The 25845-nt window shown below is 64.2% G+C and carries 19 protein-coding genes; 15 read left to right on the plus strand and 4 right to left on the minus strand.

Annotated features, from left to right (window positions below):
• The first annotated feature begins 4 nt into the window (after positions 1-4).
• The 10 genes from nusA (at position 5) to KF886_22575 (ending at position 13363) form a co-directional block, all read left to right on the plus strand.
• Complete coding sequence (gene nusA / locus KF886_22530) at positions 5-1102, plus strand: transcription termination/antitermination protein NusA (protein ID MBX3180135.1); 1098 nt, start codon at positions 5-7, stop codon at positions 1100-1102.
• A 134-nt stretch (positions 1103-1236) separates the two neighbouring features.
• Positions 1237-4023, plus strand: coding sequence for a translation initiation factor IF-2 (infB, locus tag KF886_22535; protein MBX3180136.1), 2787 nt, complete (start codon positions 1237-1239; stop codon positions 4021-4023).
• 14 nt (positions 4024-4037) lie between these two features.
• A complete protein-coding gene (locus tag KF886_22540) occupies positions 4038-4319 on the plus strand; it encodes a DUF503 domain-containing protein (protein MBX3180137.1) in 282 nt (93 codons plus the stop codon).
• Entirely contained in the window at positions 4316-5656 is a 1341-nt protein-coding gene (rbfA, locus tag KF886_22545; GenBank protein ID MBX3180138.1) for a 30S ribosome-binding factor RbfA, read from the plus strand. Before KF886_22540 ends, rbfA begins: the two co-directional genes overlap by 4 nt.
• The gene (gene truB, locus KF886_22550; GenBank protein ID MBX3180139.1) at positions 5653-6552 is read left to right on the plus strand and encodes a tRNA pseudouridine(55) synthase TruB; all 900 of its coding nucleotides are present in this window, start codon (positions 5653-5655) and stop codon (positions 6550-6552) included. The genes rbfA and truB overlap by 4 nt, the downstream gene beginning before the upstream one ends.
• Positions 6553-6591: 39 nt before the next feature.
• Positions 6592-7524, plus strand: coding sequence for a bifunctional riboflavin kinase/FAD synthetase (locus tag KF886_22555; GenBank protein ID MBX3180140.1), 933 nt, complete (start codon positions 6592-6594; stop codon positions 7522-7524).
• A 141-nt stretch (positions 7525-7665) separates the two neighbouring features.
• Positions 7666-9537 carry a TolC family protein gene (locus tag KF886_22560; GenBank protein ID MBX3180141.1) on the plus strand — a complete coding sequence of 624 codons (1872 nt, stop codon included), beginning with the start codon at positions 7666-7668 and terminating at the stop codon, positions 9535-9537.
• Positions 9515-11341: an HlyD family efflux transporter periplasmic adaptor subunit gene (locus KF886_22565; protein MBX3180142.1), complete on the plus strand. Its 1827-nt coding sequence runs from the start codon at positions 9515-9517 to the stop codon at positions 11339-11341. The genes KF886_22560 and KF886_22565 overlap by 23 nt, the downstream gene beginning before the upstream one ends.
• Positions 11341-12042: an ABC transporter ATP-binding protein gene (locus tag KF886_22570; protein MBX3180143.1), complete on the plus strand. Its 702-nt coding sequence runs from the start codon at positions 11341-11343 to the stop codon at positions 12040-12042. The genes KF886_22565 and KF886_22570 overlap by 1 nt, the downstream gene beginning before the upstream one ends.
• A complete protein-coding gene (locus KF886_22575; GenBank protein MBX3180144.1) occupies positions 12035-13363 on the plus strand; it encodes an ABC transporter permease in 1329 nt (442 codons plus the stop codon). The genes KF886_22570 and KF886_22575 overlap by 8 nt, the downstream gene beginning before the upstream one ends.
• A 3-nt stretch (positions 13364-13366) precedes the next feature.
• On the opposite strand, the gene nhaC is transcribed toward KF886_22575, so the two are convergent.
• Complete coding sequence (gene nhaC, locus KF886_22580) at positions 13367-14830, minus strand: Na+/H+ antiporter NhaC (GenBank protein ID MBX3180145.1); 1464 nt, start codon at positions 14828-14830, stop codon at positions 13367-13369.
• A gap of 169 nt (positions 14831-14999) precedes the next feature.
• Here nhaC and KF886_22585 point away from each other — a divergent pair, with 169 nt between their 5' ends.
• A complete protein-coding gene (locus KF886_22585; protein MBX3180146.1) occupies positions 15000-15848 on the plus strand; it encodes an alpha/beta hydrolase in 849 nt (282 codons plus the stop codon).
• Here KF886_22585 and KF886_22590 read toward each other — a convergent pair.
• Positions 15823-18129, minus strand: coding sequence for a DUF4838 domain-containing protein (locus tag KF886_22590; GenBank protein MBX3180147.1), 2307 nt, complete (start codon positions 18127-18129; stop codon positions 15823-15825). The two genes, KF886_22585 and KF886_22590, sit on opposite strands and share 26 nt — an antisense overlap.
• A 267-nt stretch (positions 18130-18396) precedes the next feature.
• Between KF886_22590 and KF886_22595 the strand changes: the two genes are divergently transcribed.
• Positions 18397-19641 carry a mandelate racemase gene (locus KF886_22595; GenBank protein ID MBX3180148.1) on the plus strand — a complete coding sequence of 415 codons (1245 nt, stop codon included), beginning with the start codon at positions 18397-18399 and terminating at the stop codon, positions 19639-19641.
• Positions 19642-19694: 53 nt separating this feature from the next.
• The gene (locus tag KF886_22600; protein MBX3180149.1) at positions 19695-21053 is read left to right on the plus strand and encodes a Gfo/Idh/MocA family oxidoreductase; all 1359 of its coding nucleotides are present in this window, start codon (positions 19695-19697) and stop codon (positions 21051-21053) included.
• Between the two features lie 157 nt (positions 21054-21210).
• Here the strand turns inward: KF886_22600 and KF886_22605 are convergent, their stop codons facing one another.
• Positions 21211-22086: a PmoA family protein gene (locus KF886_22605; GenBank protein MBX3180150.1), complete on the minus strand. Its 876-nt coding sequence runs from the start codon at positions 22084-22086 to the stop codon at positions 21211-21213.
• A gap of 49 nt (positions 22087-22135) precedes the next feature.
• Positions 22136-23104: a PmoA family protein gene (locus tag KF886_22610; GenBank protein MBX3180151.1), complete on the minus strand. Its 969-nt coding sequence runs from the start codon at positions 23102-23104 to the stop codon at positions 22136-22138.
• A gap of 196 nt (positions 23105-23300) precedes the next feature.
• On the opposite strand from KF886_22610, the gene KF886_22615 reads away from it, so the two are divergent.
• Both KF886_22615 and KF886_22620 read left to right on the plus strand, forming a co-directional pair.
• Complete coding sequence (locus KF886_22615; GenBank protein ID MBX3180152.1) at positions 23301-24668, plus strand: PhoPQ-activated pathogenicity; 1368 nt, start codon at positions 23301-23303, stop codon at positions 24666-24668.
• A gap of 56 nt (positions 24669-24724) precedes the next feature.
• A complete protein-coding gene (locus KF886_22620) occupies positions 24725-25828 on the plus strand; it encodes a cellulase family glycosylhydrolase (GenBank protein ID MBX3180153.1) in 1104 nt (367 codons plus the stop codon).
• The last annotated feature ends 17 nt before the right edge of the window (positions 25829-25845 follow it).

Here is a 25845-nt window from a genome sequence, read left to right on the forward strand (position 1 = left end):
TCGCATGATTTTGCAGCAGATTGAGGCGGACAAGAGTATCGATCGCGAGACCCTGATCGAGGCTATCCGGAGCGCTATCGAAAGCGCCGCGCGGAAAGATGCCGGAAATGCGGGCAACATTACGGTGGAGGTGGATCCGGAAACGCTGGCGTTCAAGGTCTTCGAAATCAGGACCGTTACCGAGGAGATCCTGGATCCGGCCACGGAAATCCTGCTTGCGGACGCCTTGGCGCTGAATTCGGCCGCCGTCACCGGCAATCGGCTGAAAGTGCAGACCCAACTGAAGGACTTTGGCCGCATTGCGGCCCAGACCGCCAAGCAGGTCATCATCCAGAAGATTAAGGATGCCGAGCGCGACAACATCTTCGAAGAGTTTAAGGGCCGCGAGGGCGAGCTCATCACCGGCTCCGTCAAGCGGATCAGCCACGGCAATATCGTGGTGTCCGTGGGCAAGGCGGAAGCCCTCATCCCATACCGGGAACAGTCGCCCCGCGAAACCTTTCGCCCGAATGACCGGGTGCGCGCCATCCTCGTCGAGGTTGACAAGTCGCAGAAGGGCGCCCAGGTCATTCTCTCCCGCACATCGCCGGAGCTGGTCCGCGCGCTGTTTGAGCTTGAAGTGCCGGAGCTCTACGACGAAACGATCGAGATTCGCGCGATCGCGCGCGAGGCCGGCAGCCGGACGAAGGTCGCGGTGAAGTCGAACGACATCAACGTCGATCCCGTGGGCGCCTGCGTCGGCATGAAGGGCGCCCGGGTGCGCGCTGTGGTGGAGGAGCTCTCCGGCGAGAAGATCGATATTGTCCGGTGGAGCGAGGATCCCGTCGAACTCTGCGCGAACGCGCTGAATCCGGCGGATATCCTTCACATCCATCCGGACGCGGAGAAGGGAAGCATCCAGGTAATCGTGCCCCAGGATCAGCTCTCCCTGGCCATCGGCAAGCGCGGCCAGAATGCGCGCCTCGCGTCCCGCCTTATCGGCTGGAATATCGATATTCAGGGCGAGGCCGCGGAGGAAACGATCGAGGCCGAAGACCTTTTTGAGGATGCGCCGCAGGCGCCGGAAGCGGAAGAGGGATCCGGCGTTGAGAACGATGTATAATAGGGGGTTCCTGGCCTCAGCCGGGTAGCGCGGCGCCACCTGTACCTGCGCCCGCCGGCCGGACCGGATTTGAAGAACGTCTTGGAGGAATAGTAACGATGCAGACTGTTGCCAGTTTGGCAGAACGTCTTGATATGAGTGCCGAGGAAGCGGTCGAAACGCTCCGCAAACTGCGCTTCGACATCGATAGTGTCAACACCGAAATCAGCGACGAACAGTGTGACATGCTCATCGATGTCGATGAGGATATCTCGGTGCTCGATGTTTTTCTCCAGGAAATCAAGAAAAAAGAAGAAGAGGACCGGAAGCGCGTAGAGCGCCTTCAAAAGGCCAACGCGAAGAAGCGCGCGGCCGCCGCCAAGAAAAAGGAAGCCGAGGAGAAGAAGGCGGAGGAGAAGCGGCGCAAGGAAGAGGCCGCGGCCGCGGAAGCCGCCGCCGCGATCGAGCCTGAACCGGAAACCGAGGCGGTTGGCCCCGAGGACGTGCAGGATGAAGCGCCCGCGGCGGAAGTCGTGGCCGTGGAGGAAGCCGCCGCGCCGGTCGCCGAAGTCCTTACCGAAGTGGCGCCGGAGCCCGAGGAGGCCCCCGCGGAGCCAGAGCCGGAGCCCGAACCGGTCGCCGAGATCCTCCCCCCCGAGACCCCCGAGGAGGATGCGGCCCGGGCGCGGGAAGCGTCCCGCGGCCGCGGCCATGACGGCCCCGCGCACGAGGCCACGCTGGCGCGCGCGGAAATAGTCCAGGAACAGGAAGAAAAGATCCGGCAGCAGAAGAAGGAGCGGCCGCTTCCCACCCCCGATCCGGAGGTCGTCGCCGCCGTGATCCGGCGGGACCAGGAAAAGCGCAACGCCCTGCTCGCCGACGCCGGCGCCCGCCGCCGGGGACGCGAACCGCTTGGCGCGACGCCCCGCGAAGCGCGCCCCGCCACTACGGACGACCGCGGCGATCGCGAAACGTTGTTTCGAAATGCCCCGAAAAAGGCCGTTGCCGCAACGGGGAAAGCCCGCAAAAAACCCAAGCGCGCCGAGCGCGCCCGCGTCCTCGAGGACACCCTCCGGCGCGATGCCGCCGCGGCGGTTCGAGAGTTTCAGTCCGGTGCGGGCCAGATCGGCAGCAAAAAGCGCCGCAAAAAGCGCCATCAGGAAGTTGAGGTACAGATGGAGCAAACAGAAGGCGGCGTGATCGAAGTCGATGAGACCATGACCGTCGAGCAGCTTGCCGACGCGATGGCGATCGGGGTAAGCGACCTTATTCTCGACCTGATGGACGAGAACTTGATGGTGACGAAGAACCAGTCGCTCTCGATGGAGCTTATTCGCAAGCTCGCGGACAAGCGTAACTTTGAAGTTCATTCCATTATTCCCGAGGAGGATACCGCGCTGGCCGAAGAGCCCGACGATCCCGCGGACCTGGTCCTTCGCGCGCCCGTGGTCACGGTTATGGGCCACGTGGACCACGGCAAGACCTCCCTCCTCGACGTGGTGCGCAAGGCCAATGTCGCCGATGGCGAGGCCGGCGGCATCACGCAGCACATTGCCGCCTATGAGGTGGAAATGCCTTCGGGCCGCGTGGTTTTCCTGGATACGCCCGGACACGAAGCCTTCACCCAGATGCGCTCGCGCGGCGCCCAGGTCACGGACGTCGTGGTGCTGGTGGTTGCGGCCGACGACGGCGTAAAGCCCCAGACGATCGAGGCCATCGACCACGCGAAGGCCGCCGAGGTCCCGATTGTGGTCGCGATTAACAAGTGCGACAAACCCGGCGCCCAGCCCGAGCGCGTTCGGGGCGAGCTGGCGAGCTTCGGCCTTCAGGACGAATCCTGGGGCGGGAGCACGATCATGCGGAACGTATCGGCGCACACCGGCGAAGGCATCGACGATCTTATGGAGATGCTCGTGCTGGAGTCCGAAATGCTCGAGTTGAAGGCCAACCCGAACAAGCGGGCGCGCGGCGCCATCGTCGAGTCCGAGCTTTCCAAGGGCCACGGCCCGGTCGCGTGGGTGCTTGTGCAGACGGGCACCCTGCGCCCCGGCGATGTCTTCATCTGTGGCGAGGTCTATGGGCGCGTGCGCACGATGACCAACTCCAAGGGGCGGCTTGTCAAGGAGGCCGGCCCGTCGACCCCGGTGCTGGTCACCGGGTTCAGCGGCGTCGCCGAAGCGGGCGACCCGTTTATCGTTGTCGAGGAGGAGCGGATCGCGCGGACCATCGCGGAGAAGCGCGTCGCGCTGAGCCGTCAGAAGCGCGGCTCCACCGGAAAGGCGATGACCCTCGAGGATTTCCACGCGCTCATGCAGGGCGTCGAGCAGAAATCCCTCAATGTTATCATCAAGGCCGACGCCCAGGGTTCGGTCGATGTGCTCACGTCGAGCTTCGCCAAGCTCGGCAACGAGGAAGTCAGTATCAATGTTGTGCACGCCGGCGTCGGCGGCGTCAACGAGTCGGACGTTTTGCTGGCCAGCGCGAGCACCGCGGTCATTATCGGGTTCCACGTCACCGCCAGCACCAAGGTGCGCCAGATGGCCGAGGCGGAAGGGGTGGATATCCGGACCTACCTGGTCATCTACGAAGCGATCGACGAGGTGACCAAGGCGCTCGAAGGCCTGCTGGCCCCCGACACGAAGGAAGTTATCGTGGGCCACGCCGAAATCCGGCAGGTCTTCCGTTCGTCCCGCTTCGGCAACATCGCGGGCTGTATCCAACTCGACGGGGAAACCGAGCGCGGCGCGCTTACCCGCCTGATCCGCGACAATGTGGTGGTGTACAGCGGCAAGATTGCGTCGGTGCGCCGGGAGAAAGACGAAGTGCGTTCCGTGTCCCAGGGCTTCGAATGCGGCCTGAAGCTGGATAGATACGACGACATCCAGACCGGTGACATCATCGAAACCTACAAGCTTGAGAACATCGCCAAGACCCTGGACTAGGGCGTTAACCCCGCGTGACGATAGGGCTGCTCACCATAGACCTCCTGGTCCCCGGGGCCAGGTCGCTGAAGGATAAGCGGCGTGTGGTCAAGAGCCTCAAGGATCAGGTGCGCAACCGCTACAACTGTTCCGTGGCGGAGACGGACCACCACGACCTGTGGCAGCGCGCCCGCGTCAGTATCGTGGTCGTTTCGAACGAGTCCGCCCACGCCAACACCCAACTGAACGAAATCTTCCGCTTCGTGGAAAGCCGTCTTGGCGCGAACGTGGTCGATTGCCAGATTGAAATGCTATGAGTACTAAAGGACGCGCCAAACGGGTCGGCGAGCTGATCCGCCACGAAATCGCCGGACTCTTGACCAAGGGCCTGAAGGATCCCCGGATCGGCTTCGTCTCCGTCATGGATGTCGAGATGTCGAAGGATCTGCACTACGCCACGGTCAACGTCAGCCTCTACGGCGATGAAAAGGAGCGGAAGAGCTCGCTGATCGCGCTGCAGAATTCCGCCGGCTGGATCCGCCGCGAGATCGGCAAGCACGTGCGGCTCCGCTTCACGCCCGAGATCCGCTTCAAGGCGGACGGGACGCTGGATCACGTGTATGCGCTTGAAAAGGTCTTCGAGGAAATCCAGGAGGACCGCAAGGGGCAGCCGATGATCCACGTAGACTTGCCCGGCGTCGTCGACGCGTTGAAATCCGCCAATTCCTTCCTCATAACGAGCCATGTCAGCCCCGACGGCGACGCCGTGGGTAGCGTGCTCGCCCTCAAGTTCCTCCTCGAAGCCCTGGGCAAGACCGAAATTGTCTGTGCGCTCACGGACCCGGTCCCCGCGATCTACTCGGAGATTCCCGGGGCAGGCGCGATTCGCACGCCCGACGCCGAGATCCCGAATTTCGACGTGGCGGTCATTGTCGACGTGGCCCGGTTAAACCGCGTGGGGTCCATCGCCGACTGGATCGGGGAGAACCAGCAGATCCTGGTCATTGATCACCACCTCGAAGAGCATCCGGACGGCAATCTGGGCTATATCGACGCCACCTACGCCGCGACCGGAGAGATCATGGTGGATCTCTTTGATGCCGCCGGGGTCGAGCTGACGCCCGATGCCGCGTACTGCGCCTATGTCGCGCAGATTACGGATACCGGCGGCTACCGCTACGCGAACACGAACGCCCGCTCCCACCGGATCGCGGCGCGCCTTCACGAAGTGAAGATCGACCATGCCGCCATCTGCAGCGACGTCTTCGACATGTTTTCGCGCCCGAAGATCCATTTGATGAAGACGGTTTTGGACCGTATGGAGCTTTCCTGCGGCGGCCAGGTGGCCACGTCGTATGTGACGCAGGAGGACATCGAGGAAGTTGGGGGCAAGAAGGAAGACCTGAACGGCCTGGTCAACTACCTCCGAAACATCGACGGCGTCGTCGTCGGAATTCTACTGACGGGCGTGGAGCCGCGCCTTACCAAGGCCAGCGTGCGTTCGGGCCATCACTTCAACGCCGCGACCTTTCTCAAGCCCTTCGGCGGCGGCGGCCACGCCGGCGCGGCGGGCGTGACCCTGGAACTTCCGGTGGACGAAGCCCGCGAGCGGCTTCTCGATCGCCTAAGGGAACTCCTGGAGCCCGAATCATGAAAGGCATCTTGCTGGTGGACAAGCCGGCCGGCATGACCTCCCACGACGTGGTGGACCGCATCCGCCGGGCCGCTCGGATGCGCCGTGTGGGGCATACGGGCACGCTCGATCCCGCCGCCACGGGGCTCCTGATTCTGTGCCTGGGACCGGCCACGCGGCTTTCCGAGCACTTCACCGCCAAGAGCAAGGTCTACGAAGGCACCATGCGGCTGGGCGTCGTCACCGATTCTTACGACCTCGATGGAGCCGTGGTGGCCGAGCACCCCGTGCCGCCGCTGGACCGCGACGCCATCCAGGCCGCCTGCGACGCCTTCACGGGCACGATTCAACAGGTGCCGCCGATGGTCAGCGCGGTGAAGGTCGGCGGGGAGCGGCTTTACAAGAAGGCGCGAAAAGGGCAGACCATCGAACGCGAGCCGCGCACGGTGAACGTGAGCGCTTTTGACGTGCTTTCCTATACCCCGCCCGACGCGGCGGTGCGTATTACCTGTTCGAGCGGGACCTACGTCCGGAGCCTGTGCCATGACGCGGGTCAGGCGCTCGGTTGCGGCGCCGCGCTTGCCTCGCTGCGACGCCTGGCCGTGGGCCAGCACCGCGTCGAGCATGCGCTGCCGATCGACGCCCTGGATTCTCCGGAGGCCGTGGAGGCGCACCTGCTCGCCATGGGTGACGCGCTCGACCTGCCGGCGGCCATTCTGGGAGAAAGCGGGCGCGCGGCCCTGGCCCATGGAAACCCCGTTTCCGCGCGCGATCTCCTGGAGGGTTGCCCGGTTCCCCAGGGGTGGGTGCAAATGAAAGACCGCGAAGGAGAACTGCTCGCGCTCGGCATCGTGGAATCTCGGGGGATGGATTCGTGGATCCACCCGAAACGCGTGTTTATTGCCGGAGCCCCCTGAATCCAGGCGGCGCTCAAGACTGGAGCCGATCGAGACCCGATGGAAATCATTCGCGATGTGACAACCCGCCGGAGCGCCTACCCGGGGCTCGTGTTGACCATCGGGAGTTTTGACGGAATTCACCTGGGCCACCAGCGAATCCTGCAATCCGTAATAGAGCGCGCCCGCGCCATCGGTGGCGCCGCGGCGCTGATGAGCCTGTGGCCCCACCCCAAGGTCTTCTTCGGGCAGGGCGACCCCATTCCGTTGCTCACCGATCCCGAGCAAAAGGAAACTTTGCTCCGAGAACTCGGGATCGACGTCTACTTCATACTGCCCTTCAATGAGGCAATCGCGCGAATGGAGCCTGTGGACTTCCTGGAGTCCGTTATCCACCGGCAGTGTGGCGCGGTGCGCGTCGTGGTCGGCCATGACTTTTCCTTCGGCGCCGGCGCCCGGGGTGACTTCGACTTGCTGGCCCGTGAAGGCAAGCGGCTGGGTATAGAAGCCGAAATGGTGCCCGCCGTTGAATGTGACGGCGGTCGCGTCAGCAGCACGCGCATCCGCTCGCTGGTAGGCGAGGGCGATATGGACGCCGCCCGCCGCCTGCTCGGGCGCCCCTATGCCGTGGCGGGCGTCGTGGAGCGCGGCCGCGGCCTGGGCAATGGCCTGGGCTACCCGACGGCGAATATCGCGCCCGCGCAGGGCTTGCTGCCTGCGCGGGGCATTTACGCCGCGCGGGCCGCCCTCAACGGAACCACCTACGACGCCGCGGTCAATGTGGGCATCGCGCCGACCCTGCCGCACGAGCAGCCGGTGCTGGAGGCCCACCTGTTGGATTTTGAAGGCGATCTCTCGGGTCGCCGGCTGGAAGTGGAACTGTGGCGCCGCATTCGCCCCGAAAAGAAATTTGATTCGGTGGACGCCTTGAAAGAGGGCATTGGAAAAGATATAGTTACCATACGGCAGTATTTCGCGGCTTCGCCGGCATAGCGGATCGAAATCTCGAGACGCGGCCGGTCGCCTGATCGATACAGATCGGCGCCGCCTGCAACCTCAGGGCCGCGGCTGCGGTCTTATACGGTAGCCCGACATCCGGCATCGTCCCGGACTGGAACTAAAGTACGTTCTCCCATGGTTGACCATCTTCGGCTGACCCGTGTTCAGCCCCGCAAAACTCGAAAACTTCGTCCGGCCGCCCGCTGCGCGCTGGCCGTGGCGCTATGTCTGCTCCCCGCGTGCTCAACCACCCAGTACAAGGACCGGGCGGACCGCGAAGTCTACGGCATCATCGGCGAAAAAACACCCGCCGTCGCCGGAATGACACCGTCATTTTCCATCGACGCGGACCCGGAAGCGGGCCGGCTGGACCATCTGCCCGTCGTCACCGTGATGGAACCCGCCCTGGGCGACACGGAAGCGTCCGCGCACGACGCCACGGTGCTTTCCCTGGAGCAGGCGCTGTTCATCGCTTTCACCAACAGCCGCACCCACCAGAACCGGAAGGAAGTGCTTTATCTGCAGGCGCTATCCCTCACCCTGGATCGCCACCGCTACACCCCAATCTTTTCGGCGGGCGCGAGCGGCGATTACGCGCGGAGCGTCTCCAATACCCTTGAACCGACTGAGTTTTCCCGGTCTCTGGAATTTACCAGAGAGTTCATACGGGACATTGAGGCGGTCACCGGAACCCCGGCGGACCTCCTGAACGCCTACGCGGCCGTGGTCGAGGCGGCGGGCGAGGTCGCCGGTGTCACCGGCGTCGAGCCGGGGTACGCCAGCGAGCGCTCCGTGTCGGGACAGACCGGGGCGGGCGTCGACTGGCTGCTCAAGGGCGGCGGACGAATCGGACTGGCGATTACGTCCAACTTCTTGAAGTTCCTGTCGGGCGATCACGCAAGCCTGACTTCATCCGTGTTGACCGGTTCAATCAACCAGCCCCTCCTTCGTGGCGCGGGGTCGCTGGCCGCCGCCGAACGCCTGACACAGGCCGAGCGCGACGTGCTGTATGGGATTCGAAGCTTCGCGCGATTCCGCCAGGAGTTCGCGGTTCAGGTTTGTTCCGCGTACTACGGGGTGCTCCAGGACTTGGACGCGGTGCGAAACAATTACAACAGTTACCAGAACTTCCTGCGGAACACGGAGCGGGAACGCGATTTCGCGCTGGAGGGTCGTAGCACCCCCGCAAGCGTGGGACGCCAGGAAGCGGCCGCCCTGAACGCGGAGAACCGCTGGGTGAATTCCGCGCGCAGCTACCAGGAGCGGCTCGACGAGTTCAAAATCCTGCTGGGTCTCCCGACGAGTGCGTCTATTGTGCTGGACAGCGCCGAACTGGACGATCTGCGATCCACCGGCCTCAAGCATCCCTCCATTGTCGTGGATGACGCCGTGCAGGTCGCTTTCGCCGCGCGCCTCGATCTGGACACCGAGCGGGACCGCCTGGAAGACGCCGGGCGCATCGTCGAAGTCGCGGCGAATTCCCTCCTGCCCGACGTGGATCTCGTCGCCGGCGCCAGCGTGCGCACCGCCGGCGACGACAATTTCCAGCGGCTGGATTTTCGCCGCGCCAACTGGAACGCGGGCCTGGATGTCGATCTCCCGCTGAACCGAAAGGCCGAGCGCAACGCGTATCGCGGCGCCCTGATCGCCCTCGAACGATCCCGGCGGGACTTGAGCCTCGCGGAAGATTCCATCGCGCTCGACGTCCGCAGCGCCTGGCGAAACCTGGAATCCGCGCGCCGGAACTACCTGGTCGCGGAGAAGAGTGTCGAATTGAACCTGCGCCGCGTGGAGGAGCAGGAATTGCTTGCCGATCTGGGCCGCGGATCGGCGCTGGATCAGGTCGATGCGCAGAATAACCTGACGGAGTCCCAGAACCAGCTGACGGCCTCGCTGATAAGCCATACCCTGGCCCGGCTGCGATTCTGGCTTGACATGGGTATACTCTATATCAAGGACAATGGCCAATGGGAGGAAGTCTCCGATGACTACCAGCAACAAACCTGAGCTCGTGAAGGCCGCGAAACGCCGGGTCACCTGGCCGGTGCGCGCGGGCCTGGCCCTGCTGGCGGCGGTGGCGATCATTGTCGTTTACCGGACCATCGGCGGGGGCGAGGCGCCGGTAACCCGCGGAACCACCTTCAAGGCGGTCAAGGGCGACCTGGAAATCACCGTGGTCGAGGGCGGCAGCGTCGAGGCCCGGGAATCGCAGCAACTCAAGTCCGAAGTGCAGGGCGTGACGAAAATCCTGTACATCGTTGAAGAGGGGTACCTGGTGACGCCCCAGGACGTGGCCGAGGGGAAAGTCCTGGTGGAACTCGATTCCAAAGACCTCCTGGACCGCCTGACCGAGCAGGAACTCCAATACCAGAACGCCCTGGCGAGCTTCACCGAAGCGCGGGAGGAGTACGGGATCCAGATCAACCAGAACCAGAGCGACGTGAAGACCGCCGAACTGGCCAGCAAGTTCGCCCTGATGGATCTGAAGAAGTTCCTCGGAGACGCCACCGCCACGGATATTGCGCGCCGCGTCGTGGAGAACGTCGCCGCGAGTGACCTCGCCGCGGCGGCCGGCAGCGAGCGGGAGCCCGACCCCGAATCCGGCGATGCGGAAGAGATCCGCGAAGCCGTGGCCTCGGTCATCCGCGATCCGGAAACTGGAAAGATTGCGATGGAGAGCACCGTTGCCGAGACGGCGCCCATCGACTTCGGGAACATTGCCCGCCTGGAGAGTCTCGGCGATGGCGAGGCCCGCCAGGCCATGCGCAAGCTGGAAGACGACGTCGTGCTGGCGGAAGAGGACGTCGGCCTGGCCGAATCGCGCCTCTCGGGCACCCAGCGGCTGTTCGAGAAGGATTTCGTGACGAAGATCGACCTGGAAAACGACCAGCTCGCCCTGAAGCGCAAGTCCATTAACATGGAATCCGCCAAGACCGACATGGACCTCTACGTGAAGTACGAGTTCCCGAAGCAGGCGGAAAAGCTCGTTTCGGACTATGAAGAGTCCCTCCGCAAGCTGCAGCGCGCGCGAAAGCTCGCCGTGTCCAAACTGGCCCAGGCCGAGGCGAAGCTGAATTCGGCCCAGGCCCGTTTCGAACTCCAGAGCCGCAAGCGCAACGAGCTCTCGGAACAGGTCGAAAAGTGCGTCATCCGCGCGACGAGGCCCGGCCTGGTTGTTTATGGCGAGGGGAATCGAAGCTATTACCGCGACAACGACCGCATCGAGGAAGGCGCGCAGATCCGCGAGCGCCAGGTCATCATCACCATACCGGACACGACCCAGATGACGGTGGACGTGAAGGTGCACGAATCCTACGTGAAGAGAGTCATGCGCGGCCAGAAGGCCCGGGTAACGGTGGACGCCTTCCCGGATATCAAGCTCACGGGCGAGGTGCTTCGCATCGCCGTGCTGCCGGATTCCCAGAACCGCTGGATGAATCCGGATCTCAAGGTCTACTCCACCTCGATCCTCATTGACGGCCACCACGAGTGGCTCAAGCCGGGCATGAGCGCCGAAGCCCAGATCGTCATCGATGTCCTGAAGGACGTGGTTCAGGTTCCCCTTCAGGCGGTATTCCAGGAGGGCAGGGAGTCCGTGGTTTATGTGGCGGACGGCGGCCTGAAACGCCGCGTTGTCGAGACCGGATCCTTTGACACCACCTACATTGAAATCAAATCGGGCCTCGAACCCGGCGAGATTGTGGCGCTGCGCGCGCCAAACGCGCCAAAGTCCGGCGATGCCAACGACAAGAACCCGGAGACCGTGATATCACCCCCGGGCGAGGCCGCGCCGGCCGCCGAGGCGACTTAATGCCCGCGGTCGCGACGACGAGCATCGCCCGCTTCGAGAGTGTCCGCAAGACGTACCACATGGGCACGCAGACGCTGGATGCGCTCGGCGGGATCAGCCTGGACATCCTGGAGGGCGAATACGTGGCCATTATGGGGCCGTCCGGCTGCGGCAAGTCCACCATGCTCAATATCCTGGGCTGCCTGGACCGGCCGAGTTCCGGCCATTACATCCTGGGCGACGTGGACGTATCCAAGATGCAGGACGACGATCTCTCCGAGATCCGCGGCAGCCGCCTGGGCTTCATTTTTCAGTCCTACAACCTGATTCAGCAGTTGACGGTCGTCGAGAATATCGAGGTGCCGCTGTATTACCAGGGCATCCCCGAGGAGATATGCCGCGAGATCGCGGTCGAAATGGCGCAGCGGGTGGGCCTGGGCCACCGGCTCGATCACAAGCCGTTCGAGCTCTCCGGCGGCCAGCAGCAGCGCGTCGGGATCGCCCGCGCCCTGGTGAACGACCCCATCGTCCTGCTGGCGGACGAGCCGACCGGCAACCTCGATTCCCGGTCCGGGGCGGAAATCCTGACCCTGTTCGACGAACTCCACCAGCAGGGCAAGACGATCATCATGGTGACCCACGACGATGAAATCGGCAACCGGTCGCAGCGGGTGATCCGCCTGCGCGACGGCCTGGTGGAAAAGGATATCCGCAATGGATAGCCGCCTCGCCGGACGATACAGCACCAGCCCGCTGGCGCCCGCGCGGCTCAAGCGCACCATTATCCTTGGCTTCAAGAGCCTGTGGCTGCACCGCTTGCGCTCGCTGCTCACCGTGCTGGGCATCGTGTTCGGCGTCTGCTCGGTGATTGCGATGCTCGCCGTCGGCGAAGGGGCCAGCTTCGAGGCCCAGGAGCAGATCCGGCGTCTCGGCAGCAACAACATCATCTTGAAGAGCGTCAAGCCGCCGGATACCGGAAGCACCAGCTCCGAGCAGAGCTACGTCATCGAGTACGGGCTCACCTACAATGATCTCGAGCGGATTCGCGGCACCATACCCGGCGTTTCCGTTATCGTGCCCAATCGCGTGATACGCAAGCGGGTGTGGAATGCGACGAACCGCGCCGATGCCGAGGTCGTCGGGACCGTCCCCTGGTTCCCCGAGATGCGCCGCCTGAACATACTGGAGGGCCGCTTCTTCTCGGATCTGGAAATGGAGACCAAAAAGAACGTGTGCGTCCTGAGCGCGTCCGTCGCGCCAGCGCTCTTCCCGTTCGAAAACCCGATTGGCGGCCGCGTCCGCATCGACAGTGATTACTACCAGGTAATCGGGGTCACGGACGTCGAATCGACCCGCCCCGGGCTCGCCAAGAACGAGGGAAGCCGCGCGGCGGATTCCAGCAGCACCGACCGCATCTATATTCCGCTCAAGACCGCCCGCGCGCGCTTTGGCGAGGTGCTCCGCACCCGGAGCAGCGGCAGCTTCAACAATGAAAAGGTTGAGCTGCACGAGGCCACAATCCAGGTCCACGATCAGAACGACGTGGAGGAGACCGCGCTCATCATTGGGGACATCCTCGGGCGGTATCACAAGAAAAAGGATTTCGAAATCGAGGTGCCGCTCGAATTGCTTCGTTCCGCGGAGGAGACGGCCCGAACCTTCAACATCCTGCTCGGGTCTATCGCCGCGATCTCGCTGCTGGTGGGCGGCATCGGCATCATGAACATCATGCTCGCGAGCGTGACCGAACGCACGCGGGAAATCGGCATCCGGCGCGCGCTCGGCGCAAAACACCGCGACATCATCACCCAGTTCCTGATAGAAACCGTCCTGCTTTCCGCCACCGGCGGCGCGCTCGGCGTGCTGTTTGGCGTGACCCTCCCGATTGCTATCGGCTTTTTTACCGATATGCGCACCATCGTGACCCCGGACGGCCCGATCCTGGCCTTCAGCATATCCGCAATTGTCGGCATCATCTTCGGCATCTACCCGGCCGTCCGCGCGGCCACGATGGACCCCGTGGAGGCGCTGCGTCACGAGTAGCCCTCAGGCGTCCGCACCAGTCTCGTCACCGCCGTCCTCCACACGCCGGATCGTCAGGTTCATCAACGCCAGCGCGATCCCCACCACGGGGCAGAGCAGGTTGAAGAAGCACCAGGGCAGGTAGGCCCAGGCGCCGACGCCCAACACCGTGGCCGCGAAGGCGCCGCAGGTATTCCACGGTACGAGCACCGAGGTGACCGTGCCGCCATCCTCAAGCGCCCGGGAGAGATTCTGCGGCGCGAGCCCGCGCGCCGCGTAGCTCTCGCGAAACATCCGGCCCGGCACCAGGATGGAGAGATACTGCTCCGAGGCGGTGATATTGAACAGCATGCACGTGCCGATGGTCGCGGCGATCAGGCTCCCGGCCCCGCGCACCAGCCGCAGTATGCCCGAGGCCAGCGCGTGCAGCATCCCCGTCGCCTCCATCACGCCGCCGAAGACCATGGCCATCAGGATGAGGAAGATGGTGTTGAGCATGCTCGCCATGCCGCCCTTATTGAACAGATCATCGATCATGGGGTCGCCCGTGGCGCTCTGGAATCCGGATACGGCGGTGTTGAGCAGCGTGGCGTAGGCCTGGGAAAGGCCGGCATCGCTATCCGGGAACAGGAGGTGTCGCTGGAACAGCAAGGCTTCGCCCGCGCCGAGGAACAATCCGGCGATCAGCGATGGGAGCGCGGGCATTCTCAGCACGATCAGCGCCAGCACGGCGGCGGGCGCGATCAAGGTGTGTGGGCCAATGTGAAACGATGCCTCGATCACGTCCAACGCACCGCGTATCTGGTCCGCTTCGCGCGCATCGCCGCCATACCAGGCTCCGGCAATCGCAAAACCGATCAGGGCGAGTGCGTACGCCGGTACCGTGCTGTAGAGCAGATGCCGCACATGGGTGAACAAGTCAGTGCCGGAAACTGCGGGCGCCAGATTCGTCGTGTCGGAAAGCGGGGAGAGCTTGTCGCCGAAATAGGCGCCGGAGATCACCGCGCCCGCGACCACGGGGAGGGGGTAGCCCAGGGCCTGGCCCGCGGCCATCAGGGCGACGCCCAGCGTGCCCATGGTGGACCAGCTGCTTCCGATGGCGACCGAGACCAGCGAACACGACAGGCAGGCCGCCAGCGGAAAGAGCGACGGCCGGATCAGCGTGATCGCGTAATACACGAGCGTCGGCACGATACCCGCCAGGATCCACAGCCCGATCAGCCCGCCCACGCAAAGCAGGATCAGATTGGCCTGCATGGAAAGTCCAATGGAGTGGAGCGCGCCGCGCTCGAGGGACGCGTAGGGAATCCGCAGCACCGTGCGCCCGATCAGCCCGCAGAAAAGCGCCGCCGCCAGCAGGGCGATCTGGTTTGGACCCAGCGTCGCGCTATCGCCAAACACGGCGACGTTGATAGCCAGGAGCGTCACCAGCACCGCGAGCGGCGCCAGGGAGAGCGGAAGGGAAGGCGTCTTCGTGGGGGCTTGCATGAGAACTCCGCGGGTTGTGGCCGAACTGCGTGCGCTATCGTAGGCGAACGGCGAATCCCCGTCAAGCCCCGGCGGGCGCGTTCTTGACGCACGCGCCTCCATTTTTGGTACGCTCCTGAATACAGTAGTGTTCAATCCCATCCTTCCAACCGAGAGAGGCCGTGTCGTCATGCCCCTGCCCCGCGAACCGCAGGCCATAAGCGTTATTGGCCACGGCGGGATTCGCCTCAACGCCTGGGATTACGGCGGAGAGGGGCCGCCGCTGCTCTTTGCCCACTGCACCGGGACCTTTGGCCGGATTTGGGATCCCGTCGTTGCCGAACTGGAGGACGCCTTCCGGGTGATCGCCCCCGACACGCGGGGCCAGGGCGATTCGGAGGCGCCGCCACGCCGGGAGGACTGCCGGTGGGAACTTTCGGGGCACGATCTCCTCGCCATTCTGGACCATTTCGGAATCTCACGGGGTATTGGGGCCGTCGGGCATTCGGCCGGGGGCGCGCACGTGGCCTACGCCGAGCATCTTTCTCCGGGAACCATCACGCGCGCCCTCCTGATCGACGCCGTAATCGCGGATCCGGCGCTCTTTCAGGGGGAGAACGGGCTCGCCGTCAAAGTGGCGCGCCGCAAGAACACGTTCGATTCGCGCGAGGCCGCGCGCGAACGCCTTACCGGCAAGCCGCCCATGCAGCATTGGGTCCCGGAGGCTGTGGAAGCCTATCTGGCGCACGCCTTCCGAACCGACGCGAACGGCCATTGCCATTTGAAGTGCCCCGGAACCCGCGAGGCCTGGTATTACGAGCACGGCGGCGCGCCCGATATCTACGAGGCGCTGGAGTCACTCACCTTCGAGGCCGTTCTGGTGACGGGCGATAGGAGCTACGCGGCCCCCTGGATCGAGGCGCAACACGCGCGCCTGCCGCGTTCCCGTGTTGAGGTTGTGCCGGGTGCGGGGCACTTCATTCCCCAGGAGAAACCCGCCGAGACAGCGGCCCTCATTCGCGCGTGGTTCGGCGGGTGACCGGCGGCGTATCCGAAATCTCAAGCCCCGCCGGGCGCGTGTTTCCACCCGGCTCGGCAATCCGGAAGAAGAAGCCCCAGTCGTAACCCGCCTGGCCAATCTTGACCAGGATGTTGGAGACGCCGGTTGGCAAGGTGACCGGAATAATGTCCTCGTCCACGGACGCCACGCGCTCGACTTTGTTGTCCCAGAGAATATCGCCGTTCAAGAAAACCTTCACCGAATCATTGCTGCCGACGCGGAACTCCACCGCGCGGGGCGGGCCGTCGTTGCGCACCCAGCACACGGCGTACGCGCACACCCAATCCGTCACGTCGTATTCGTCCACGAGGCGCATATAGGCCGAATTGTCGGGCAGCGTGCTCGGTCGCCATTGCACCGGGCCTTCGTTCAGGCCCGCGTAGGTCGCGGTCAGATCGAGCTCGCGCTCCGGCGGATAGATCCGGTCGTGCCCAGCCATGCCGAGGTTGTCGAAGGGCCCGCACAGCAGCCACTGGTTCACGAAGCCCTGTTCCCGCGCGAATCGCTCGCTCAGCGCAATACCGGACTTTGCGCGCGCGAATCGCGCGTTTATCAGATCGGGCCCCATCGCTTCCAGCGCAGTCAGGGCCGATTCGAACCGCACAAGATCGGCGCGGTATGCCTCGAAATCCGGGTAGTCCGTCGCGCGGATGCGCAGATAGGCGTCAAGCAGGGTGTGGGAGAGCCGCACCATGGCCATGCGCGCGTGGTAGGGGGGCTCCACGGTGATCGTTTCCGCCTCATCCAGCATTGCGCCCGCCTGGCGCACGGCTTCGATCGGAAAATAACGCGAGTACTCCGCCATCCCCCAGAGCGCGGCGCCCGGGTAGGCGCGAAAGGACTCTTCGAGCGCGTTGTAATAGGCGCGCATTTCCCCAGCGGCGGGTCCGAAGAACGATTCGCTCGTCTCCCGGTAGAATGCCTCGGGATCCCGGTCGGCTTCCCACAGGTACTGGGCCGCCGTGTAGTACGAGAGGTAATAGGACGCCCACGAGGCCTGCGCCGCCAGGAAAACCCCCTGGACGCCGATCTCCCGGTAGATTGGGTAGGCGCCCGCGTGCGCCCGCCACATCGGCCAGGGTAAGCCGCCACAATAAGGCTCCGGGTCGTACTCGAACAGGTAGAGATGCTCGGTAAGCGCCCGCCACGCGCGCAACAGCGCGCGCAGGTCCTGCTGGGACGCGCAAACCGTGTCGCCAATGCCGTGAATCGAGCAAAACACATTCGGCGCGCAGAATACCGCCGTGTTCGGGCGCACGGACGTCACGCGCGGCGGATCGGTGTGATTGGGGTTATAGGCGTAGGTGGTGATCAGCACGTTTGGATGTCGATCGGCGAGCCCCTCCAGCACGTGGTTCAGGAATACCTGGTAACGGTCCGAGACGCTCGTCATACCGCCGCGATCGCGGTGGCCCGGATCCAGCGCGCGGCAGTGCTCGCACGCGCAGAAGTAGAAATTGTCGTCCGGGCAGAGCGAATAGGATTCCACCTCCGGGTGCGCATCGAGGTACTCCGACACCGACTGAATCACCAGCGTAACCGCCTCCGGATTCGAGGTGCAGATCTGGGTGGCCTTGCGTTCCCCCTCCAGCAGCGCATAGAGATCGGGGCGCTCGGAATACGGCGCCACGCGTGCCATTGTGGCCGTGAGGTTGTGCCCGTGCAGCACCGGCGGGGCATGCAGCCGGTTCCGCCATTCCCAAAGGCGCAGGTGTTCGGCGGCCTCCGGTGAACCGCTTCCGGTTGCGATCTTCCGGTAGCGGAAGTCCGGCGCCACAACGCGCTCGCCCTGTTCCAGGAAGAGAGAATCGCCTGCCGGCAGACATTCGCCCAGCGGACCCGGCATGATCCAGCGAAAGCCCAGATCGTGGAGCAGCGTGTAAAGCCCGTGGCGCGCGCCGAGCGGCGACCCGCCGATAAGCCAGATGGCATCCCGGGTCACCCGGATATAACACGATTCGCGATCGAGCGAAGGATGCGCGAAGGGGAGTTCATCCGTCTCTCCGGCCACGCCAATCACGAGCGAAATCAGGCCCGGGGCTGGCTCGGTCGGGAGCGTGGCGCCCGTCGCCCGGTCCACCGCGCCCCGCGCATCCTCGACGGCGGCCGCCAGATCGGCGTCACCGCCCGCGCGCAGGTCGAAGTAAACCGCCGGGGTCCCATCGCGCACCACGGGAACGTCGGCGAACGCCGTTGCGCAAACCGCCATTGCAACCGCCAGGGCCAGCCCGCGCCAAGGCCCGCCGATTCTTTTCGCCATATCCACTACTCCCGCGCCGGCCTCACGGCGCACTTCGGTAACCAACGCTCCCTGAAGGAGACCTGTACGATATCGCACCGGTTTCCGCCTGCGCACCCCGCGCGTTTCCAGGAGAGTACCCGATGCTTGCGCCCGCGCGCCGCGAGGTATACCATAGAGCCATATTCGGGGAAGGGGGGAGGCGGCGCGCGCAGCGCTGGTCATCCAGAACACCCCGGAATTCCGGAGGGACAACCGGGCCGCCCCGGCCCTGGAATGGATCTTCCCATGAGCAAGAGCCCAAGAAGCGGAAACTGGAGCCGCCGCGCCTTCCTCGGCGCGGGTCTGGCCGGCGCGGCCGGCATGCTGTGGAGCGAGAAGGTGTTCGCGCAACCGAATAAGCCAACCCGCATCGAAAATATTGAAATCTTCCCGGTCATCTATCCCACGGTGATGCGCTTCAAGTTCTTCGAAGGCCCTTCGGGAACCGGGCGTCCGGCCGTGCTGATCAAGATTACCGCGGACGACGGCAGCGTGGGCTGGGGCGAAAGCGTGCCCGTGCCGCGCTGGAGTTACGAAACCCTCGAAGGCGCCGTCACGGCCATCGAGCGCTACCTCAAACCGGTCATCACCGGCATGAATCCCTTCGACCTGAAGGGCATTCACCAGGCCATGAACCAGGAGATCGCGCCGTCCTTCTCTACGGGCGCGCCCATCACCAAAGCCGGCATCGACATCGCCCTGCACGATCTCATCGGCAAGGCCGCCGGGCTCAACATCGCCGAGCTCTGGGGCCGCAAGCCCGCGGATGAACTCGTGCTCAGCTGGACCCTGAACCCGAAGACCCTGGACGATCTCGAACCCCTCATCGCCGTTGGCCGCGAGCGCGGTTTTGAGAACTTCAACGTGAAAGTCGCGCCGGACCCCAAGTTTGATCTGGAAATGTGCCGCATCGTCAAGCGTCTCGTGCCCGACGGCTTCCTCTGGGCCGACGCGAACGGCGGCTACGACCTGGCCACCGCCCTGGACGTGGCGCCGAAACTCGCGGACCTGGGCGTGCCCGTGTTGGAGCAGCCCCTGCCCTCGAACCGCCTCACTGGATACCAGGAACTGAAGAAGCAGGGCGCCCTGCCGATTATCATGGATGAGGGCGTGGTCTCACCCGGCGATCTGATGGAATTCATCAAGCTCGGCTGCTGCGACGGTGTGGCCATGAAGCCCGCGCGGTGTGGGGGGCTTGTTTCGGCGGCGCAGCAGGTGGAGATTCTGGAGGACGCCGGTCTCATGTTCCTCGGTAGCGGCCTGACCGATCCCGATGTCTCGCTCGCGGCGTCGCTGATCCTGTACGGCGCCTATGGACTCCAGTTCCCGGCCGCCCTGAATGGCCCGCAGTTCCTGGGAACCAGCATCATCAAGAAGCCGTTCACGCCGGTCGGAGGCAAGGTCCGGATTCCGAAGGGACCCGGCCTCGGCATCGAAGTGGACGAAGATAAACTCGCCGAACTGGTGGCGAAGTCCAACGTGAAAGTCTGAACGCGCGATCGCCGTAGTACGACCCGCGACACAATCCCGTGGAGGTCGGTTCCATGAATGCCCTGAAGCCCCTTTCCCGCCGCCGCTTTCTGAAGCATACGCGCAATGCCATCGCCGTCGCCGCGGCCCCGCTCATCCTGCCTTCGGGCTGCGTCACGGGCGCCGGCGGCCGCAAAGCGTGGAAGCCCCGCCCGAACGGCCATATCCAAGTCGGATACATCGGCTGCGGCCGCCGCGCCAACAGCCTGTACGGCCTGCCCGAGCCCGGAAAACTCGTCGCCCTGTCCGACATTTACCGCCCGCGCCTGGAAAAGTTGAAGGAGCGTTTCACGGATGCCGTCCTCTACGACGACTATAACGAGATGCTCGCTTCGGATGAAATCGATGCCGTGGTTATCGTAACGCCGGACCACTGGCACACGAGGCCGGTGATCGACGCCTGCCGCGCGGGCAAGGATGTCTATTGCGAAAAACCGCTCACGCTCACCATCGACGAGGGCATCCAGATTGTCGAGGCCGTCCGCAAACACAGCATCATTGCGCAGACCGGAAGCCAGCAGCGGAGCATGCTCAGCTGCGCCGAGGGAATGCGGCGGGTGTTGAACGGCGAGATCGGCAACGTGCAGCGTGTGCACACCGCCAATCTCCCCAGTCCCTGGGATTGCGATCTGGGCGAAGAACCCGTTCCCGAAGGGCTCAACTGGGACGCCTGGTGCGGCCAGACCGAACCGCGCGGCTTCCATCCATTGCTCTTTTCCCCGCGTGGCGACGGCAAGTCCTATCCCGATGGCCGCCCGTACGGCTGGATTTCCTACACCCCCTATTCCGGTGGCGAAGTGACCGGCTGGGGCGCGCACAGCATGGACATGATCCACTGGGGCCTCGGCTTCGATTACAGCGGCCCCGTGGAGGTCTGGCCGGAGCCCTTCGCGCCTGGCGAACTCTCGTTTCAGGGCAAGCCCCTCACGGGCGACAACCCCTGGCCGGAAGCCGCGCAGCTCGCGTGCCCGGTCGTCTTCCGCTACGCGAACGGCGTCACGGTCCACATGGACGGCAAGGGCCCGGCGGGCGGCGGACTCTTCCTGGGGGACGAGGGCGGCATCAATATTGCCCGCGGCGTCTATGAATTCAAACGCAACGGCGCCGACAAGATCCGGGTGGAAGAACCCGCGGGCCGCTCGGACACCGTGGAGCATCTTCGGAACTGGTTCGAATGCATCCAGACCCGCGAAAAACCCGCCGCCGAGTTGGAGATCGGCCACCGCTCCGCCACCGCCTGCCACCTGGGCAACATCGCCCGCTGGCTGGGCCGAAAAATCACCTGGAACCCGGAAAAGGAGGCGTTTGTTAACGACCCCGAAGCCACGGCGTACATCAAGCGCAACCAGCGAAAGGGCTACGAGACGGCGTAGGTATCCATAAGGTGCATCAGGTGTGCCACGGCCAAGTCCGCAAGGACTTGACCGTGCCGGACTGCTGAAAAGCCAACGCGTTAGAACGAAAGTTCCGGAGTCACTCCCGACCCGCACGGGCAAGCGTAAGACGCTTGACCGTGGCGCACCATCGGTCCTACTCCCCGGCGTAGGCCGCGAACAGTGCCCCAATTCCGGCCTCCACGGCGTCCCCCGCATGCACGGCCACGCGGTAGCGCAATATCAGGACCTCGCCTTTCGCCAGCCGGATGGCGTCGCCCTCGGGCCAGTACATCGGCGTGGGGGAGAAGAAGCCGTAGTCCCGCGTGAACCACTTTGCGGGATACCATCGGTTCTCCGGATGCTGAAAGATCGCCAGCCCTTCGGTTACACCCTCCCGAGTTCCCGAATAGTCGCACCACGGCGACGCCACGCCAAAGGTCCCCGCCTCGCCAGGGTCTCCCTGTGCATTGACCAGCGTACCGCCGGCTTCCACGCTCAACGCCGGCGTCATCCGCGCGGAAAAGAGCGAGTGGTTGGTCTTTTCGATGGTGATATCGGTCAGAGGCTCCAGCGTGATCTCGAAATCGATGAGGCGCAGGGTATCGGAGGGCGCGCTCACGGTGATCTTGCGGCGATCCGCCATTACCGCGTCCTCTCCGGGCTGTCTCCAAAGGCAGTAATCCGTGATTACCACGCGATCGCCCGATGCGCTTTCGATTTTCGGACCCTGCGAAAGAATTTGCCCGCGATCATTGCCCTCCTGCCAGTAGTTCCCGCCGTTGACCTTGTCGCAACCGAAAAACAAGGACCGGTGGTGCGGGTACGGTTCCGTCGACTCGGTGGTGACCGATTTACCCGAAACCGGACCGTTCACGGGCCAGAAAAACGGGTACTTCTGCGAATCCGAGTAGGCGTACGCGGTAAACAGGGCATCGCCGACAAACACCTCAATGCGACCGTCGCCCCGCGCCGCCCGCAGGGCCTCGCCCGGGGTATTGCCCGCCTGCAACAGGCAAAGTAGAACGAACATCCGCGCGACGGGGCGCCCTGCCAGGAACACACGGGCGGCGCGCACAGGATCACCCGCCATGCCCGGCCTCATTCTGCTTCACGTACGCATCAAACAGTTCCGCAAGCGCCGCCGCATCCACGCCCTGGTGCACCAATAGCCGGTATTGCAGCTCGAAGAAATCACCGGGCTTCAGCACATGCGTCTGCTCGTGTGGCCAGCAGACACCGAGAAACGCATAGTGCCGGAAGATCCAGCCCGGGTGGGGGAAGCCCGGGTTGGACGGGTGCTGGAAGATCGCCACGCCCGGTGAGGGCGCGCCTTCCTTTTCCCAGCGCACGCTCGCCCAGGGCGTGTCGTAGCTTAGCGCATCCTCGACCGACACCCCTTGCGCGGTGTCGAACACAAACGGCTTGTTTTCGGCGCGGGGCCGGAACGAAAAACCGCCGTAGCCTTTGTCCTTCGCGCCCTCGAATACCACATCCTCCTGGCAGACATTCGTAAAGCGAAGTTTGAAATCGATCGCCCGGTGATGCTCGGCGGCGGGATGCACCGTGAAGTGAATGGTCTCGCGCACCTTGGGCAGATGCTCCCCATCGAAGAACCACCCGTTCTCCACGCCGACGGTCACCTGGTCCTCCTCAACTTCCTGCAACAGCCAGCGCTCGTAGACCTGTCGCGCGCCCACCAGCGTCCACACATCCATCTTTCGCCCGCCGATCACCGTCTCCGGCCAGGTCCAGAATACCCCGCGGTGGTGGTAGTGATCCGCGGGGAAATCCTCTGTGATAACCGCGCCGTCCAGACCGTAAAGCGGGTGGATGTAGCTGGAGCGAGCGTAGCGCTCCGCGTCCACGCCTTCCGGCGGATACACCAGCCCGTGGTTGTATACGAGCACCGGCGCGCCGTCCTCATAGATGGTGAGCTGGCCGCCGGTATGCGCTATCGTGAACTCCGCATGGGCGGACACGGCAAGCAGTGAAAGCAGGGCGCAGACGGCGATACGCCGGGCCCGCGCGGGGACGATGTAAGCAGGCATGATACGTCTCCTGAAACCGCGTGGCGCCGGGCGGGCCGCGCTTGTTGAAACCTGGGCAGGCACACGGGCAGTCTATCAGGCGTTTGGCGGGCGTTCAATGCGGAAACTCGCACGCGCCCCGGGAAACCTGCTAGCATTTCGCCATCGATGGCGCCGCCCGCATCCGGGCGCGACCGCCCAACTGGAGCTCAATAAAATGTCCCTGTTTCGATCTATCGCTTCGACTCGCGGCGCCATTATCGCCGCGCTCCTGCTCTCCGCCGCCGCCCAGGCGACGCCGCTCGACGATTACGTCTATACGGCCGACCCCGCGTACAAGTACACGCTTCAGGAAGACGCGACGGTCTCCAAGCCCACCCATGAGACCCGCGTCTATCACCTGGTCTCGCAGAACTGGCTGAAGGAGACCGAAGTCGATCGCACGCTCTGGGAGCATTGGGTCACGGTGAGCATACCGGCGGAACGCCAGGACAGTTCCGCGCTGATCATGATTGGCGGCGGCAGCAACGGAGGCGGGGCCCCGTCGCCCAGCAGCGCGCTCGACCAGATCGCGATCATGACCAAGTCCGTGGTCATCGAGGTCAAACAGATCCCGAATCAGCCCCTGCATTTCACGGGCGAAGCGATGGACAAGTACAAGGAAAAAGGGCGCAAGGAAGACGAACTCATCACCTACGGGTGGGACAAATTCCTGAATGGCGAGCGCGCGGAGTGGCTCGCCCGGCTGCCCATGACCAAGGCCGTCGTCCGCGCGATGGACATGGTTCAGGCGGAGGTCCCCGGCGTCGAGCGGTTTTTTGTCCTCGGCGGCTCCAAGCGTGGCTGGACCACTTGGACCGTCGGCGCGGTGGACAAGCGCGTCATGGGCATCGCGCCCGCGGTCATCGATGTGCTCAATTTCGTCCCGTCGCTGGACAATCACATCAACGCCTATGGCTTCTGGGCCCCCGCCGTGAGCGAATACGAGGAAATGGACATCACCGGCCGCTACCACAGCGATCGTATGCGCGAGTTGCTGGCCATCGTGGAGCCCTTCGAGTACCGCGATCGCCTGACGATGCCGAAGTACATTGTGAACTCCACCGGCGACCAGTTTTTCCCGCCGGACTCCTCGCGCTTCTACTTTGACGAGCTTCAAGGCGAGAAGCACCTGCGCTACATGCCCAACACCGACCACGGGCTGAGCGCCGAGGCCTACATGAACGTCGCGTCGTTCTATCACGCCCTGCGTAACAACACCCCGCGCCCGGAATATACGTGGAAGAGCCTGGAGGACGGCGCGCTGGAAGTTCACTGCAAGACGGCCCCGAAAAAAGTCCTGCTGTGGCAGGCCCACAATCCGAAGGCGCGCGATTTTCGTATGGAGGAAATCGGCAAGGCGTGGTCCAGCACCTCCCTCGAAGGGGCCGATGGCGTTTATAGCGCGCGCCCCGAGACGCCGGAGACCGGGTATACGGCCTTTATGATTGAGGTGACTTTCGAGAATCCGGGATTCAGTCTGCCAATCGTCTTCACCACGGGCGTCAACATCCTGCCCGACACGTATCCGGCGAAGACGGAGTAGCCTGGAATATCGCAACGCGAAAGGGTATGTCGATGGCGCGCGTATTCCGAGGAGTGATGGCCATGGTCTTGACTGGCATGCTGCTGGTTGGCGCGGCCAGCGCCGCCGCGCGCGACCGCCAGTGGACGCCCGAGGAAGCGTGGGACTGGTACCGGGCGCAGCCGTGGCTGACGGGCGCCAACTTCGTCCCGGAGTCGGCCATCAACCAGATCGAAATGTGGCAGGCGGACACCTTCGACCCCGCGACCATCGATCGCGACCTGGGCTATGCCGCGGGCGTCGGGTTCAACTGCATGCGCGTGTTTCTCCACGACCTGGTCTGGGAAGTGGACCCCGAGGCCTACTACGCGCGCATTGATACGTACCTGGATATCGCGAGCAGACATGGCATCCGAACCATGTTTGTGTTCTTTGACGCCGTGTGGGATCCGCATCCGAAACTCGGGACTCAGAAGGCCCCGACGCCCGGCGTGCATAATTCCGGCTGGGTCCAGGGGCCGCACACGGAGGTGCTCTCCGACGAATCCCGCCACGCGTCCGTGAAGCCCTACGTGCAGGGCATCCTCAAGCGCTACGGGCAGGACCCCCGGGTACTGATGTGGGATCTCTACAACGAGCCCGGCAACACCAACGGCAATTCCTACGGCCGCCTGGAACCGGAGAACAAGCACGCCTTGTGCCGGATCTTCCTGGAGCGGGTCTTCGCGTGGGCGCGGGAAACGGCGCCCGGCCAGCCCCTGACCGCCGGCGCGTGGATGGGGCTCGCCCGCACCGGGGGCGACCTCGATCCGCTCGACGCCTACATGCTGGAACAGTCGGATATCGTAACGTTTCACACCTACGACAACCTCGAAGGCGCGAAGCGGGCGGTCGCCCGCGTGAAGGCGGCCGGACGCCCCATGATCTGCACCGAATACATGGCCCGGACCGCCGGCAGCCGTTTCGAGGAGATCATGCCCTATTTCAAGGCGGAAAACATCGGCGCAATCCACTGGGGCCTGGTCAGCGGCAAGAGCCAGACCATCTACCCGTGGGAATCCTGGCAGAAACCGTTTGATTCCGAACCCGAAGTGTGGTTTCATGACGTCTTCCGGCCGGACGGGACGCCCTTCTCCGCTGAAGAGGCAGCGCTGATCCGGTCGCTCAACGCCACGCCGTAACGCCGGTTGACACGACT

It is taken from the genome of Candidatus Hydrogenedentota bacterium (assembly GCA_019637335.1).
Classification (GTDB): Bacteria; Hydrogenedentota; Hydrogenedentia; order Hydrogenedentales; family JAEUWI01; genus JAEUWI01.